Raw genomic sequence first — 13,830 nt, forward strand, 5'->3', positions numbered from 1 at the left:
CGGTCTCCCGGGGACCTGTTGTTTGATTTGGCCTTGTTGCATCGGCATGCAAGCTGGTTTACCGGTTTTGCGGCCCAGCGCAAGTTGCGGGGATGTGATGGAGAATTGTTGTTGGGTGCGCTGAAATTCAAGTCGTTTCTTGCGCCAGCCCCGGTGGGCGTGGCTTCACTGCTGATGGTCGTATCAGCGCTTTCCGCCTGCAATTCGTCCAAGATGTTCGGCGATCTCCATCCAAGCGAGACGCTGACGAAAGGCTACGTCATCGACCAGCAGGCAATCGATTCGGTGCCGGTCGGATCGAGCCGTGAACAGGTGCTGCTGGCGCTGGGCACGCCGTCGACGACGGCGACCTTCGACAACGAGGCCTTCTACTACATCTCGCAGACGCGCAAGCGCTACGTCGCCTTCGACAACCCGCATATCATCGACCAGCATGTGCTCGCGGTGTATTTCGGAGCTGACGGTCGCGTTACGCAGATCGCCAACTACGGCCTGAAGGATGGCAAGATCTTCGACTTCATCTCCAGGACGACACCGACCGGCGGCAAGGACCAGAACTTCCTGAGCCAGGTCATCAACGGCGCCAGCAAGCTGGCACCCGGCGTCCCCGGCGGTGGCGGCGGCACGCCGTAACTCCATCGACGGCTCGAAGAATAATCAGCACCCGCCGCCTCGCCGGCGGGTTTTGTGCGAGAGCCCGACATCGACGCGTAGCAGGCCCCTTCCGCCGTGGCAGCGGGGCCCGAAGCAAACTGAGTGCCCCACCAAGCAACGGAATGCATGAAGGATGTCATGCGAAAAAACAAAGCCCGCGGGATCGCTCCCGCGGGCTTTGTCCTGGAATAGCCGCCGCGATCAGCCGTGCGCGAGCACGGCGAGAAGAAGCAGCGCGACGATGTTGGTGATCTTGATCGCCGGATTGACGGCCGGGCCGGCGGTGTCCTTGTAGGGGTCGCCGACGGTGTCGCCGGTGACCGAGGCCTTGTGCGCGTCCGAGCCCTTCAGGTGCTTGACGCCGTCCTTGTCGGTGAAACCGTCCTCGAACGACTTCTTTGCGTTGTCCCAGGCGCCGCCACCGGAGGTCATCGAGATGGCGACGAAGAGACCGTTGACGATGACGCCGAGCAGCGAGGCGCCGAGCGCCGCGAAGGCCGAGGCCTTGGAGCCCGAGATCAGCAGCACGCCGAAATAGACGACGAGCGGCGCCAGCACCGGCAGCAGCGACGGGACGATCATTTCCCTGATCGCCGCCCTGGTCAGGATGTCGACGGCGCGCGCATAGTTCGGCTTCGAGGTGCCGGCCATGATGCCCTTGTCCTCGCGGAACTGCTTGCGCACTTCCTCGACGATGGAGCCGGCGGCGCGACCGACGGCGGTCATGGCGATGCCGCCGAACAGATAAGGGATCAGGCCGCCGAAGATCAGGCCGGCGACGACATAGGGGTTGGAGAGGTCGAAGGAGACGTCGCCCATGCCCTGGAAGTAGCGGTACTTGTCGCCGTTGGCGGCAAAGAACTTCAGGTCGTTCGAGTAGGCCGCGAACAGCACAAGCGCGCCGAGGCCGGCCGAGCCGATGGCATAGCCCTTGGTCACCGCCTTGGTGGTGTTGCCTACCGCGTCGAGCGCGTCGGTGGAGTGGCGCACTTCCTTGGGCAGGCCGGCCATTTCGGCAATGCCGCCGGCATTGTCGGTGACCGGGCCGAAGGCGTCGAGCGCCACGATCATGCCTGCGAGGCCAAGCATGGTGGTGACGGCGATCGCGGTGCCAAACAGGCCTCCGAGCTGGTAGGTGGCGATGATGCCGCCGACGATGACGATGGCCGGCAGCGCCGTCGATTCCAGCGAAACGGCAAGACCCTGGATCACGTTGGTGCCGTGGCCGGTCACCGAAGCCTGGGCGATCGAGTTCACCGGACGCTTGTTGGTGCCGGTGTAGTATTCGGTGATCACCACGATCAAACCGGTCACCAGCAGACCGATCAGGCCGCAGATGAACAGGTTCTTGCCGATGATGGCGATGCCGGCGACGGCGCCGACCTCGCCCCAACCGACTGTAGCGGAGGTCGCGGCGGCAAGACCCACGATCGAAAGCAGGCCGGTGACGATCAGGCCCTTGTAGAGAGCGCCCATGATCGAGCCGTTGGAACCGAGCTTGACGAAGAAGGTGCCGACGATCGAGGTCAGGATGCAGGCGCCGCAGATGGCGAGCGGATAGAGCATGGCCGCGCCCAGCGCGGCTGTACCGCCGAAGAATATGGCGGCCAGAACCATGGTGGCGACGACGGTCACCGCATAGGTCTCGAAAAGGTCGGCGGCCATGCCGGCGCAGTCGCCGACATTGTCGCCGACATTGTCGGCGATGGTAGCCGGGTTGCGTGGATCATCTTCGGGAATGCCAGCCTCGACCTTGCCGACGAGGTCGCCGCCGACATCCGCGCCCTTGGTGAAGATGCCGCCGCCGAGACGGGCGAAGATCGAGATCAGCGAAGCGCCGAAGCCGAGCGAGACCAGCGAGTCGATGACGACGCGGTCATTCGGCTGGAGACCCATCGGGCCGGTCAGGATGGCGTAGTAGATCGAGACGCCGAGCAGCGCCAGGCCAGCGACCAGCAGGCCAGTGATGGCGCCGGACTTGAAGGCGATGTCGAGGCCGGCGGCGAGGCTGTTCGAGGCCGCCTGCGCGGTCCGAACATTGGCGCGCACCGAGACATGCATGCCGATGAAGCCGGCGGCGCCCGAAAGCACGGCGCCGATCAGGAAACCGATCGCGGAGGTGATCGAAAGTAGCCACCAGGCAAGCAGGAGCACGACGATGCCCACAACGGCGATGGTGGTGTACTGGCGCGCCAGATAGGCCTGGGCACCCTCTCGGATGGCGGCGGAGATTTCCTGCATGCGCTGATTGCCCTGATCGGACGCAAGGACCGAGCGTGTAGCCCAGATGGCGTACAGAACTGACAGCAAGCCGCAGGCGATGACGGCGGTAATGATGGTCATTGCCGGATTTTCCTCGATTGTTGGCCCAAAAGAACCCCTCCCTGGGCCGTTGGAACGGAGATGGATGCCGCGCGCGGAATCCACCCCTTGGTTGGGGTGTATGCGAAACAGGGCTTGGAACGTCAAGATATTGTTCGGTTTTTGCTAGGCTTTCGCCCAAAAGAAGAAGGGGGGATTTGTTATGCCAGCGTGATCGGGAAATTAGATCGATTGAAATGACGCAACGGCATCACAGGGCAACCTGCCCGCCAGCCCTCCCGCATCGGCTATTCCGCCCCCTGCCCCATGCGCCGCGCGGCGTAGCGCTCGATCGCCGACAGGCCGTCATAGATCAGCACCGCGAGCGCTGCCACTATCAGGCCACCCTGCAGAACGAAGGCGAGATTGTTTGAGATCAGCCCCGCGATGATCACCTCGCCGAGCGTCTTGGCCGCAACGGTCGAGCCGATCGTCGCGGTGGCGAGGCTGATGACGACCGAAAGCCGGATGCCGCCCAGGATCACCGGGGCGCTGAGCGGTAGCTCGACCTTCATCAGTCTTTGCCAGCCGGTCATGCCGGCGCCGCTCGCCGCTTCCATCACGTTCCCAGGCAGCGTGGTCAGCGCCGTCAGCGCGTTCTCGAAGATCGGCAGCAGGCCGTAAAGGAAAAGTGCTATAAGCGTCGGCTTCTCGCCAAAACCGACGGCCGGCACGGCAAGCGCCAGCACGGCAACCGGCGGAAAGGTCTGGCCGATATTGACCAGGCTGCGCGACAAGGGCAGGAATTCGGCGCCTGCGGGCCTGGTGACCAGGATAGCTAAAGCCACGGCGACGATCGTTGCCGCGACCGTCGCGACCAGGACGATCCGCAGGTGCTGCAGGGTCAGCGCCAGCAGGCTGCCCTGGTTGTAGATAGCCGGCGCGCCGTTCTCCGTCAGCGGTTTCAACAGCGGCTCAAACCAGCCGGGGCTGGTGACGAAAATCACCAGCAGCGCCAGGACAGCCAGTCTCAACAGCGCAGGCAGCCAGGCTTTCATTGCGGCCTCGCCGCGCGTTTCACCAAGCCTTCGATGGTGACGCGGCCGAGCAGCTTGCCGTCGGCGTCCTTCACCGGCAGCGCGGGGCGGCCCGACCACAGTAGCTCGGCCAGCGCGTCGCGCTGCGTGGCGTCACCGGGGATCGCCTCCCCCTCCGCGCTACCCGGCTCCACGGCGTCTCGCACATGGCCAAGCGAGAGCAGCCGGAACGGCCTCTCGCTGGCGCCGACCAGTGTCTCGACGAAGCCGCTTGCGGGTCTCGCGAGAATCTCGGCAGGCTTGGCGTATTGCACCAGCTTGCCGGCATCCATCACGGCGATCTTGTCCCCCATATGCACCGCCTCTTCCATGTCGTGGGTGACGAGGATGATGGTGGTGCCGAAACGTTTCTGGATCGCCAGCAGATCTTCCTGCGCCTTGGTGCGGATGATCGGATCCAGCGCGCCGAAAGGCTCGTCCATCAAAAGCACGTTCGGCTCGGCGGCCAAGGCACGCGCGACGCCGACGCGCTGCTGCTGGCCGCCGGAAAGCTCGTGCGGGTAACGCGGGCCATAGGCCTGGGGCTCCAGTTGGTAGAGCGTCAGCAACTCGTCGACGCGAGCCTCGATGCGATCCCTGTCCCAGCCGAGCAGCAACGGCACGGTGGCAATGTTCTGCGCCACCGTGCGATGCGGAAACAGGCCGTGCCCTTGGATGGCATAGCCGATGCTGCGGCGCAGCCGATAACCGGGCACGGAGCGGTTGTCGGCGCCGTCGAGCTTGATGACGCCGAAGGTCGGCTCAACCAACCGGTTGATCATCCTGAGCAGCGTCGTCTTGCCTGATCCCGACGTGCCGACGATGGTGGCGATGGTCCGGGGTTCGATGACCATCGAAACATCGTCGACCACCGTGGTCTCATTATAGCGCTTGGTGATGCGTTCGATCTCGATCATGCCGTTTCAACTACCCTGCGCTTGGTGGCGGTCATCTCGATCACCGCATCGAGGATAATGGCAGCCGCAAAGGCCAATGCCACAGTGGGCAGCGCGCCGAGCAGCACCAGATCCATTGCCGTCTGGCCGACGCCCTGGAAAACGAACACGCCGAAGCCGCCGCCGCCGATCAGCGCGGCAATGGTGGCAAGGCCGATATTCTGCACCAGCACGATGCGGATGCCGGTAAGGATCACCGGAAACGCGAGCGGGAACTCGACGTCGAACAGTCGCTGGCGGTCGGTCATGCCCATGCCGCGCGCGGCGTCGTTTGCCGCGCGGGGTACACCAGCCAGCCCAACCACCGTATTCGCCACCACCGGCAGCAGCGAATAGAGGAAAAGCGCGACAAAGGCCGGCGCGGTGCCGATGCCCCTGATGCCGATCGCAGCAGCGCCCGGCACGTGGAGGGCGACCCAGCCGAGCGGTGCGATCAGCAGGCCGAACAGCGCGATCGATGGAATGGTCTGGATGACGTTGAGCACATTGAGCACGCCAGCCCGCAGTTTGTCGACGCGGTGGCAAAGGATGCCGAGCGGTATGCCGACGATCACCGCGCCGGCCAGCGAGCCAAGCGCCAAGCTAAAGTGCTTGGAAGCCTCCGCCCAGAAACTGTCGGCGCGGCTGGCATATTCCTTGAGGATGGAGAGGCTGTCCCAGCTCCCCGAGACAAGCAGCGCCGCGATGGCCAAAGCGGCAAGCACCAGCACGCCGACGCGCGCCCAGGGCGAAAGGTTCAGCCTGGTTAGCACGTCAGCGAGAAGCAAGGTGAAGGCAAAGATCAGCAGCCAGAAACCGGAGGCCGGTGAAACGCGGGCGAAGGTGTTGCCGGCGGGGGTCAGGAAACCTCCGGCGACGCCGATGAGGATCGCAAGGGCGACCAGCACGATGATGCTGGCGGCCAGCCTGAGGATCAGCGTCGTCCTGAGCAGGGCAATGACGGCCCCCGCGATCACGATCGCCAGCAGCAGCGTGCCAAGTGTCGGCGGCAATGCTTCGATAATCGAACGCGCCTGCCCCGGCACGATGCGGTTGGCGCGGAACGTGGCAAAGGGAGCCGCCAGGGCAGCGTAGGCGACGATCGCGGCGATCACGACGCCGAGCTTGTCGAGGCGGATGATCACGATCGTCCCCACCCGAGCCAGCGCGCCGTGTCCACCCTACTTCAGGAAGCCGTTCTTCTTCAGGAAATCCTCAGCCACGCCCTTCGCAGGTTCGCCGCCCAGCTGCACGCGGCCATTGAGGTCCTGCAGTGTGACGAGATCAAGCTTGGCGAAGACCGGCTTCAGCAGCGCCTCGATTTCGGGATGCTGCTTCAGGACTTCTTCGCGGATGATCGGGGCGGGTTGGTAGACCGGCTGCACGCCCTTGTCGTCCTCAAGCACGACGAGGCCGGAGGGCTGGATGCCGCCGTCGGTGCCATAGACCATGGCGGCGTTGGCGCCGTTGGTCTGGTTGGCGGCGGCGGCGATGGTCGCCGCGGTGTCGCCGCCGGAGAGCGTGATCAACTGGTCCGGCTTGAGCGTGAAGCCGTAGGTCGTCTGGAAGGCGGGGAGTGCCGCCGCCGAATTGACGAACTCGGCCGAAGCCGCGAGCACAACCTTGCCGCCGCCGGCGACATACTTGCCGAAGTCCGTCAGCGTGGCGAGCTTGTTCTCGTCAGCCACTTCCTTGCGCAGCGCGATCGCCCAAGTGTTGTTGGCCGGCGATGGCGACAGCCAGACGATCTTGTTGGCGTCATAGTCGAGCTTTTTGGCGGTTTCATAGGCCTTGGCGGCGTCCTTCCAGACCGGATCGTCGGCCTGCTGGAAGAAGAAGGCAGCATTGCCCGTATATTCTGGATAGATGTCGATCTCGCCGGCGGTGATCGCTTTGCGCACGACAGGGGTCGCGCCGAGCTGAATGCGGTCGGTGGTCTTGATGTTGTTGGCGTTGAGCACGAGTTGAATAATGTTGCCCAGCACGCCGCCTTCCGTGTCGATCTTGGAAGACACCACAACCTGCGCATTTGCCGAAGCTGTCGCGATGCCGAGCGCCATCGCCGCGAAGGCGAGCTTTCTAACTGAAAACATTGTGAAAAATCCCTTGCAATGAACCGATTGATCGGTGGCCGCATATGAGCACGGGTTCAACGGCCAGTCGGGGCATACGGTTTCATAACTAAGGGGATACACGCAATAATTTTTGTTCGGCCCGGACGAATGCCCTGGCCACACTCCAACATGGCAATGCCCGACCTAAAGGTCGGCTGGCGGCCTGCCCTGTTCTGGGGAATATTAGGCTAGGCGGGTCGGCGGCCAAAAAAGGAGTGTGTCATGGCCAAGCATAAGGTCGGCTACCTCATCGGCAGCCTTGCCAAGGGCTCGATCAACCGCAAGCTTGCGAAGGCCCTCGTCAAACTCGCGCCCCCCGAACTTGAAGTGACGGAGATCCCCTTCAAGGACCTGCCGCTCTATAGTTACGATTATGACGCGAACTTTCCGCCGGTTGCCCTGGAGTTCAAGAAGGCCATCGCGTCCGTCCAGGCAGTGCTTTTCGTCACGCCGGAATACAACCGCTCGATCCCCGGCGGCTTGAAGAACGCAATCGACTGGGCGAGCCGTCCTTACGGCAAGAACTCTTTCGCCCGCAAACCGACTGCGGTCATCGGGACGTCGCCCGGCGCCATCGCAACGGCGGTCGCCCAGCAGAGCCTGCGCAGCGTGCTCAGCTTCTGCAACGCGCCGCAGATGAACTCTCCCGAAGCCTATATTCAGTTCACCCCGGGATTGATCACCGACGATGGCGAAGTGACCGTGGAGTCGACCGAAACATTCCTGCGCAACTACATGGGCGAGTTCCACATGTTCATCGCGCGGGTCCTGCAGGTGCTGCCGCCGGATGCCTGACGCCGGTCGTTTCGGACTTGTCGCCGGGATGGCCTTGGCACCTTCTTCACACTTTGCGTGGGCCGATGATCCTCAACGTGCCGAGCGCGACGAAGCAAAGCGCGACAACCGGGAAGACGACCCAGTTCAGCATCGTCCAGCCCCATGCATTGTAGATCGCGCCTGACATGAGCGAGGAGAACGCGACAGAGCCGAACAGGACGAAGTCGTGGAACCCTTGCACCTTGCTCTTCTCGGAGGAGCGGTAGCTTGCCGCGACCATGGCCGTGGCGCCGATGAAGCCGAAGTTCCAGCCAAGCCCGAGCAGGATCAGCGCCGTCCAGAATTGCCACAGGTGCAACCCGGAAAGCGCCACCGTGGCGCAGCCGATCAGGAGCACGAGGCCAGTGGCCACGATGCTTTCGGCGCCGAAGCGATGGATCAGCGCGCCGGTAAAGAAGCTCGGCCCGAACATGGCCATGACGTGCCAGGAAATGCCGAGCGTCGCATCGTCCTCCGACAGGCCGCAGCCGACCATGGCGAGCGGCGCGCCGGTCATGACGAAGCTCATCAGAGCGTAGCTGCCGACAGTGCAGAAAAGTGCTGCGACGAAACGCGGCTGGGTGACGATTTCAGCCAACGGCCTGGCATCGCTTGCAGCGGTTTCAGTGACGGTGTTGGTCGTTGAAGACACACGCAGGAACGACAGGATAAGCGCACCAACCGCCGCAAGCGGCAGGATCGAAGCGAAGGATCCCGCGAACATTACCGGAGCCAGCAGTTCGCGGGTATAAATGACGATCTGCGGCCCGAGGATGGCGGTTACGATGCCGCCCGCCAGCACGAAGGAGATTGCTCGCGCCTTGAATTGGGGCGGCGCGTTGTCGGCGGCGGCGAAGCGGAACTGCTGCACGAAGGCGCCGCCGACGCCGATGACGCAGAGGCCGAAGGCGAACAGCCAAAAACTAGCTTTGAAGAGGGCGAGCGTTGCGATCAGGCCGCCTAACGCAGTGACGATCGTGCCGGTCATGAAACCGCCGCGATAGCCGAGGCTTCGGATGATGGCGGCGGCCGGCAATGCTCCGAGCGCCACGCCGAGATTGAAGCCGGTGATTGGCGCCGTCGCCAGCGACTTGTCCGGACCGAGCAGGTATTGACCGGCTAGCGCGCCAAGCGAAATCGCGATCGGAGCAGCCGAACCGACGATTGCCTGCGCGGCGGCAAGCAGGACGGCTGTGCGGCGCCCTTCCCTGCCGGCCTCGACGACCGCCGCCGTCGCGATTGTCACGGAGCGTCCTTACCGCGCCCCTCGCCGCGAACCCGGCGCGAGACGCGATCGAGAACCGCATTCACCAGCTTCGGCTCGTCCTCTTCGTAGAAGGCTTTGGCGATATCGACATATTCAGAGACGATGACGGCCACCGGCACGTCCTCGCGCTTCATCAATTCGTAGACGCCGGCACGAAGGATGGCACGCAGCGTCGAATCCAGCCGCGACAATGGCCAGTCCTCGGTCAGGGCCTGGCGGATGACGGGGTCGATGGTCTTCTGGTTCTCGACGACGCCGGTCAGGATGGCGCGGAACCATTGCGCGTCCGCCTCGCGATAGAGCGCGCCGTCGACTTCCTTGCCAAGGCGGAAGGCCTCGTATTCGGCCGTGATCTCGAAGACGCCGCTGCCGGCCACATCCATCTGATAAAGCGCCTGGACGGCGGCAAGACGGGCGGCGCCGCGCTTGTTTGCGTGGCGGACCGCTCCGGTCGAGGCAGGCTCGGTCACGATTGGGCTCCGAATTTCTCTTTGAGCGCGATCATGGTCAGCGCCGCGCGCGCGGCGAAGCCACCCTTGTCGCCCTCGGTCTTCTTCGCGCGCGTCCATGCCTGCGCGTCGTTCTCGGTGGTCAGTATACCGTTGCCGATCGCGATCGCCTCCTGCACCGAAAGGTCCATCAGCGCGCGGCTCGATTCATTGGCGACGATGTCGAAATGATACGTATCGCCGCGGATGATGGTGCCGAGCGCTACGAAGCCATCATAATGCGTGCCGCCCTCGGCGGCGCCGTCGAGCGCGAAGGTGATGACGGCCGGTATCTCCAGCGAGCCGGGAACCGTCACCACGTCATAGGTGGCGCCTGCCTCGTCCAGCGCGCCGGTCGCGCCTTCGAGCAGCGCGTCGGCGAGATCGTCGTGAAAACGCGCTTCGACGATGAGCAGATGCGCCTTCGCCTTCGGCCGAATGAACGCTTTGCCGTGTTGGGATGTGCCTGCCATAGAAGTCTCCGGGGGGTTGCCGGTGACTTAGGCCGAAGCGGAGTTGATCGCAAGCGGAAGATTGGCAGAGATGATCGTCCTATCGATCCTCTCTGGCATGCCACAGACGCAGCACCAAAATTGTGGTGTTCTGGATTTCGTACCGAATTTCGTAGTTGCCTACTAAAATGCGACGCACCTCACGCGACTCGTACTGTTCCAGTTTCTCACCGATGCGCGGATATTCGATCAACCGTTTCGGCGCCGCGGTGAGCGACTGCACCACGCGTGCAGCGGCTTGGCTATTAGCTGGCGCGAGAAAATCATGAAGCCTGACCAGATCGGACAATGCCTTGCTGGTCCACTTCAATTCCATCAACGCGGCACCGGCAATGGGTTTTCAGTTCCAAGGCTGTCAGCCCAGGCTTGGACCGCTTGGTGGTCTATAACCCGACCAGCGTCCACGTCAGCTAGTGCCTCAAGCGTGAGCTTGTGGCGCTCTTCCTCCAGATCGACCCAAGCCGAAAGGGCTTGTTTGACGATCCAGCCGCGCGGACGCTCCAAACGCGCAGCAAGTTGGTCCACTTTTTCAGCGAGTGGCAAAGGAACGTGAGCGGTGATGACCTTGGTGTCCATATAACCTCGCAATCAGGTTTAATCATAATGATTGAATCTGACTAAGTCGAGAAAAGCTTTGAGCCTTGCCTCAAAGCCCTTCCTTCGCCGCCTCGGCCAGGCGCGCGGCGTAGCGGGCCATGGTGTCAATTTCGATGTTCACGCGGTCACCGGCCTGGCGCTCGCCCCAGGTGGTGACGCTCAGCGAGTGATGGATGAGCAGCACGTCGAAGCGGGTGCTTTCGACCTTGTTGACGGTGAGCGATGTGCCGTCGAGCGCGACCGAGCCCTTCGGCGCGATGAACTTCGCCAGATGGCGCGGCGCTTCTAGCGTGAAGCGCACGGCATCGCCCTCCTCCTTGCGCTCGATGATCTCGGCCATGCCGTCGACATGGCCGGAGACGATGTGGCCGCCGAGCTCGTCGCCAATCTTCAGCGCTCTTTCCAGATTGATCCGGGTGCCGGATTTCCAGCTCGACGCGGTGGTCAGCCTGAGCGCTTCTTCCCAGGCCTCCACCTCGAACCAACGCGCGTTCGAGCCATGTTCGGGGAGCGCCGTGACAGTCAGGCAGACGCCACCGCAGGAAATCGAAGCGCCGATGGCGATCGTTTTGGGATCATAGGCCGTCTCGATGCGCAGGCCGACGCCCTCAGCCAACGGCTTCACCGTTGCAACAGTGCCGACGTCCGTGACAATCCCAGTAAACATCAGAGAGTTTCTTTCGTTTTGACCATGATCTAATCCAAAAACCGGTCGCCACGTTTTGGGCTCATGGTCTCACCCACTCGGCGTAGCTGTCCTCGCCGAAGCGCATGTCGCGTAGTTTATGAAATCCAGCCGGGATATGGTCGGCGTCAATCGGCGATGCAATACCATCTTCGCCGATGGCGTCCGGCCCCTGGAACAGAACGATGCGGTCGACCAGGTCTTCCTCGAGAAAGGCCTTGGCCACCTTGGCGCCGCCTTCGACCAAAACGCTTGCCATGCCAAGCGCGGCAAGGTCTTCCAGTAATTCCGGCAGGGCGACGACGCCGTCATGTGTTTCGGTGCCGATAAAGCGCACGCCGGCGCGTTCGAGCGCGGCGCGCCGATGCGGGTCGGCTTCCAGACATGCGGCGACATAGAGAGGTACGCGGTCGACGCCGCAAACCAGCTTGGACGTCTCCGGCAACCGGATCTGCCGATCGAGGATGATGCGCGCCGGCGAGCGGTTCTCCAGTCCCGGCAGTCGCACGGTCAGAGCCGGGTCGTCCTCGAGCACGGTGCCGATGCCGACCAGGATGGCGTCGGACTCGGCGCGCATCAGATAGACGTCGCGCCGCGCGATCTCGCCGGTGATGGCGACCTGGCCGGCGCCTTTGCGGCCGATCTTGCTGTCGCTCGAAAGCGCAAGCTTCAGAGTTACTTCCGGGCGGTTCTTCAGAGAGCGAGTCAGGTAACCGGCCATCTGCTCGGCGGCTTCGGCTGCCAGCACCTTCTCCACCACCTCGACACCGGCGCCGCGCAGGATGGCGTAGCCCTTGCCGGAGACGCGCGGATCGGGATCGCTGGCAGCACCAACGACGCGCGCCACGCCGGCATTGACCAGCGCGTTGGCGCAAGGCGGCGTGCGGCCGTGGTGGGCGCAAGGCTCCAATGTCACATAGGCCGTGGCGCCGCGCGCGAGTTCCCCGGCCTCGGCCAGCGCCTCTGTCTCGGCATGCGGGCGGCCGCCCACGGCGGTCACGCCGGTGCCGACAATCATCGGACCGGCGCCGTCGTCGCGCACGAGGATGGTGCCGACGGAAGGGTTGGTCGAGGTGCGGCCGGCATTGCGGCGCGACAGCCTGATGGCTGCGGCCATGAACCGGCGATCAAGCGCCCCTTGCGCGGCCTCGTCCAGTCGCTGTCCCGCCATGATCAGCCGGCATCCTCTTCGGTCTTTTCCTCGTCGCCCTTCAATTCGCCCAGCAGCTCGTGAAAATCCTTGGCCTCGCGAAAATTGCGATAGACCGAGGCGAAGCGCACATAGGCGACATCATCCAGCGATTTCAGCGCCTCCATGACCAGCCGGCCGACCTCGCCCGAAGCGATCTCGGTCTCGCCGGAGCTTTCGAGCTGTCGCACGATGCCGGTGACGGCGCGGTCGATGCGCTCGGGATCGACATTGCGCTTGCGCACGGCGATCTCGACGGAGCGCAGCAGCTTGTCACGGTCGAAAGGCACCTTGCGGCCAGACTTCTTGATGACGACGAGGTCGCGCAGTTGGACGCGCTCGAAGGTGGTGAAGCGGCCGCCGCAATCAGGGCACACCCGCCGCCTGCGGATCGCCGCGCCATCCTCGGCGGGACGCGAATCCTTCACCTGCGTATCTTCGGACTGGCAATAGGGGCAGCGCATAGGGAGCCTTGGGTTCGCGATTCTGTGGGCGAAAGGCTTAGAGCCTTTTATGGCTCAGAGATAGCGAGGCATAAGCAAGATTGCCAGCGCCCCTGCCCCGCCGGCCGGCAAGTGTCAGGGTGCGACATCCTTGGTTGAAAACCCGCAGGACGCGCCAAGATTGCGATAGGCCTTGGTGAAGCCGTCCATCGGAATGCTAGTGACCTGCTGTTTGCCGAAGGTCACATCGAGCGAGGTAACCTTGCGCATGGCGCGCAACAGGGCAAGGCTGGCCTTGGGCTGGTTGTCGACCATCCAACTCGGACGGCCGCCCGCAGTCGCGGTGGAGCTGACGGTCGCGGCGACCTTAATGCCCGGATCACCGAAAGTCGCGGCGATCTTGTCGCCCGTAGGCAGCGTCTTGTTGTCGATGATGAACATGATGGTCGGATAGGCGTCCGGCGGCAGCGCATCTCCGGTCGAGATCGACAGCGTCAGGGAGCCCGCGTTGCCGTCGCCATCAACGAAGGCCGTCGAGGCAGCGCAGGTCTTGTGCGCATCCTGCCCGGTATCGAGCGTGTCGATGATGGTGGTCCACCTGCCGAAGGTATTGGTGACCGGCATGTCGGACGCAGGTTGCGTCTGCTCCTGCGCAACCGCGCCGGACAGGCCGAAAACGGCCAGCGAGCCGGACAAGGCCAGGGCAGCAAGACGGAAAGTGCGCATCAACAAGTCTCCAGTAAGCCGCGCCGC

At 63.6% G+C, this 13,830-nt stretch carries 17 protein-coding genes; 3 read left to right on the plus strand and 14 right to left on the minus strand.

Translation table 11 applies throughout. The features are described from left to right. Positions 1 to 111: 111 nt before the first annotated feature. Positions 112 to 633, plus strand: a complete 522-nt coding sequence (locus P9272_RS18020) for an outer membrane protein assembly factor BamE (RefSeq protein WP_128260401.1) — start codon at positions 112 to 114, stop codon at positions 631 to 633. Positions 634 to 855: 222 nt separating this feature from the next. Here the strand turns inward: P9272_RS18020 and P9272_RS18025 are convergent, their stop codons facing one another. After that, complete coding sequence (locus P9272_RS18025; RefSeq protein ID WP_128260402.1) at positions 856 to 2,997, minus strand: sodium-translocating pyrophosphatase; 2,142 nt, start codon at positions 2,995 to 2,997, stop codon at positions 856 to 858. Positions 2,998 to 3,057: 60 nt separating this feature from the next. Between P9272_RS18025 and P9272_RS18030 the strand changes: the two genes are divergently transcribed. Continuing rightward, complete coding sequence (locus P9272_RS18030) at positions 3,058 to 3,216, plus strand: hypothetical protein (protein WP_278161555.1); 159 nt, start codon at positions 3,058 to 3,060, stop codon at positions 3,214 to 3,216. A 47-nt stretch (positions 3,217 to 3,263) separates the two neighbouring features. Here the strand turns inward: P9272_RS18030 and P9272_RS18035 are convergent, their stop codons facing one another. The 4 genes from P9272_RS18035 to P9272_RS18050 are packed head-to-tail and all read right to left on the minus strand — an operon-like array spanning position 3,264 to position 7,059. Next, positions 3,264 to 4,013 carry an ABC transporter permease gene (locus tag P9272_RS18035; RefSeq protein ID WP_278161556.1) on the minus strand — a complete coding sequence of 250 codons (750 nt, stop codon included), beginning with the start codon at positions 4,011 to 4,013 and terminating at the stop codon, positions 3,264 to 3,266. Continuing rightward, a complete protein-coding gene (locus P9272_RS18040; protein ID WP_278161557.1) occupies positions 4,010 to 4,948 on the minus strand; it encodes an ABC transporter ATP-binding protein in 939 nt (312 codons plus the stop codon). Before P9272_RS18040 ends, P9272_RS18035 begins: the two co-directional genes overlap by 4 nt. Then, positions 4,945 to 6,111 (minus strand): ABC transporter permease, encoded by a 1,167-nt coding sequence (locus P9272_RS18045; protein WP_278161558.1) that lies wholly within the window; start codon positions 6,109 to 6,111, stop codon positions 4,945 to 4,947. Before P9272_RS18045 ends, P9272_RS18040 begins: the two co-directional genes overlap by 4 nt. 36 nt (positions 6,112 to 6,147) lie before the next feature. Continuing rightward, on the minus strand, positions 6,148 to 7,059 hold the full coding sequence (locus P9272_RS18050) for an ABC transporter substrate-binding protein (RefSeq protein WP_278161559.1): 912 nt from the start codon (positions 7,057 to 7,059) through the stop codon (positions 6,148 to 6,150). Between the two features lie 243 nt (positions 7,060 to 7,302). Here P9272_RS18050 and P9272_RS18055 point away from each other — a divergent pair, with 243 nt between their 5' ends. Then, positions 7,303 to 7,875 carry an NADPH-dependent FMN reductase gene (locus tag P9272_RS18055; RefSeq protein ID WP_278161560.1) on the plus strand — a complete coding sequence of 191 codons (573 nt, stop codon included), beginning with the start codon at positions 7,303 to 7,305 and terminating at the stop codon, positions 7,873 to 7,875. 46 nt (positions 7,876 to 7,921) lie between these two features. On the opposite strand, the gene P9272_RS18060 is transcribed toward P9272_RS18055, so the two are convergent. The 9 genes from P9272_RS18060 to P9272_RS18100 all read right to left on the minus strand — a co-directional run bounded on the left by P9272_RS18060 (position 7,922) and on the right by P9272_RS18100 (position 13,803). Continuing rightward, positions 7,922 to 9,142: an MFS transporter gene (locus tag P9272_RS18060; RefSeq protein ID WP_278161562.1), complete on the minus strand. Its 1,221-nt coding sequence runs from the start codon at positions 9,140 to 9,142 to the stop codon at positions 7,922 to 7,924. Further along, the gene (nusB, locus tag P9272_RS18065; RefSeq protein ID WP_128260408.1) at positions 9,139 to 9,633 is read right to left on the minus strand and encodes a transcription antitermination factor NusB; all 495 of its coding nucleotides are present in this window, start codon (positions 9,631 to 9,633) and stop codon (positions 9,139 to 9,141) included. The genes P9272_RS18060 and nusB overlap by 4 nt, the downstream gene beginning before the upstream one ends. Beyond that, a complete protein-coding gene (locus P9272_RS18070) occupies positions 9,630 to 10,124 on the minus strand; it encodes a 6,7-dimethyl-8-ribityllumazine synthase (RefSeq protein ID WP_278161563.1) in 495 nt (164 codons plus the stop codon). The genes nusB and P9272_RS18070 overlap by 4 nt, the downstream gene beginning before the upstream one ends. A gap of 79 nt (positions 10,125 to 10,203) precedes the next feature. Next, positions 10,204 to 10,479: a type II toxin-antitoxin system RelE/ParE family toxin gene (locus P9272_RS18075; RefSeq protein ID WP_278161564.1), complete on the minus strand. Its 276-nt coding sequence runs from the start codon at positions 10,477 to 10,479 to the stop codon at positions 10,204 to 10,206. Then, entirely contained in the window at positions 10,479 to 10,739 is a 261-nt protein-coding gene (locus P9272_RS18080) for a ribbon-helix-helix domain-containing protein (RefSeq protein WP_128260411.1), read from the minus strand. Before P9272_RS18080 ends, P9272_RS18075 begins: the two co-directional genes overlap by 1 nt. Before the next feature lie 70 nt (positions 10,740 to 10,809). After that, on the minus strand, positions 10,810 to 11,427 hold the full coding sequence (locus P9272_RS18085; RefSeq protein WP_278161565.1) for a riboflavin synthase: 618 nt from the start codon (positions 11,425 to 11,427) through the stop codon (positions 10,810 to 10,812). Between the two features lie 61 nt (positions 11,428 to 11,488). After that, positions 11,489 to 12,616 carry a bifunctional diaminohydroxyphosphoribosylaminopyrimidine deaminase/5-amino-6-(5-phosphoribosylamino)uracil reductase RibD gene (gene ribD, locus P9272_RS18090; RefSeq protein WP_278161566.1) on the minus strand — a complete coding sequence of 376 codons (1,128 nt, stop codon included), beginning with the start codon at positions 12,614 to 12,616 and terminating at the stop codon, positions 11,489 to 11,491. 2 nt (positions 12,617 to 12,618) lie between these two features. Beyond that, a complete protein-coding gene (gene nrdR, locus P9272_RS18095; protein WP_127300410.1) occupies positions 12,619 to 13,098 on the minus strand; it encodes a transcriptional regulator NrdR in 480 nt (159 codons plus the stop codon). A 114-nt stretch (positions 13,099 to 13,212) separates the two neighbouring features. After that, positions 13,213 to 13,803 (minus strand): hypothetical protein, encoded by a 591-nt coding sequence (locus P9272_RS18100; protein ID WP_278161567.1) that lies wholly within the window; start codon positions 13,801 to 13,803, stop codon positions 13,213 to 13,215. Positions 13,804 to 13,830 lie beyond the last annotated feature (27 nt).

Origin of the sequence: Mesorhizobium sp. WSM4976 (genome assembly GCF_029625685.1) — a bacterium.
Lineage (GTDB): Bacteria > Pseudomonadota > Alphaproteobacteria > Rhizobiales > Rhizobiaceae > Mesorhizobium.

Excerpts from the sequence above, each read along its gene's own strand:
- P9272_RS18025 (WP_128260402.1), bottom strand. The coding sequence starts at position 2,997 with ATGACCATCATTACCGCCGTCATCGCCTGCGGCTTGCTGTCAGTTCTG.
- P9272_RS18030 (WP_278161555.1), top strand. The coding sequence starts at position 3,058 with ATGGATGCCGCGCGCGGAATCCACCCCTTGGTTGGGGTGTATGCGAAA.
- P9272_RS18035 (WP_278161556.1), bottom strand. The coding sequence starts at position 4,013 with ATGAAAGCCTGGCTGCCTGCGCTGTTGAGACTGGCTGTCCTGGCGCTG.
- P9272_RS18040 (WP_278161557.1), bottom strand. The coding sequence starts at position 4,948 with ATGATCGAGATCGAACGCATCACCAAGCGCTATAATGAGACCACGGTG.
- P9272_RS18050 (WP_278161559.1), bottom strand. The coding sequence starts at position 7,059 with ATGTTTTCAGTTAGAAAGCTCGCCTTCGCGGCGATGGCGCTCGGCATC.
- P9272_RS18055 (WP_278161560.1), top strand. The coding sequence starts at position 7,303 with ATGGCCAAGCATAAGGTCGGCTACCTCATCGGCAGCCTTGCCAAGGGC.
- P9272_RS18070 (WP_278161563.1), bottom strand. The coding sequence starts at position 10,124 with ATGGCAGGCACATCCCAACACGGCAAAGCGTTCATTCGGCCGAAGGCG.
- P9272_RS18075 (WP_278161564.1), bottom strand. The coding sequence starts at position 10,479 with ATGGAATTGAAGTGGACCAGCAAGGCATTGTCCGATCTGGTCAGGCTT.
- P9272_RS18080 (WP_128260411.1), bottom strand. The coding sequence starts at position 10,739 with ATGGACACCAAGGTCATCACCGCTCACGTTCCTTTGCCACTCGCTGAA.
- P9272_RS18085 (WP_278161565.1), bottom strand. The coding sequence starts at position 11,427 with ATGTTTACTGGGATTGTCACGGACGTCGGCACTGTTGCAACGGTGAAG.
- ribD (WP_278161566.1), bottom strand. The coding sequence starts at position 12,616 with ATGGCGGGACAGCGACTGGACGAGGCCGCGCAAGGGGCGCTTGATCGC.
- nrdR (WP_127300410.1), bottom strand. The coding sequence starts at position 13,098 with ATGCGCTGCCCCTATTGCCAGTCCGAAGATACGCAGGTGAAGGATTCG.
- P9272_RS18100 (WP_278161567.1), bottom strand. The coding sequence starts at position 13,803 with ATGCGCACTTTCCGTCTTGCTGCCCTGGCCTTGTCCGGCTCGCTGGCC.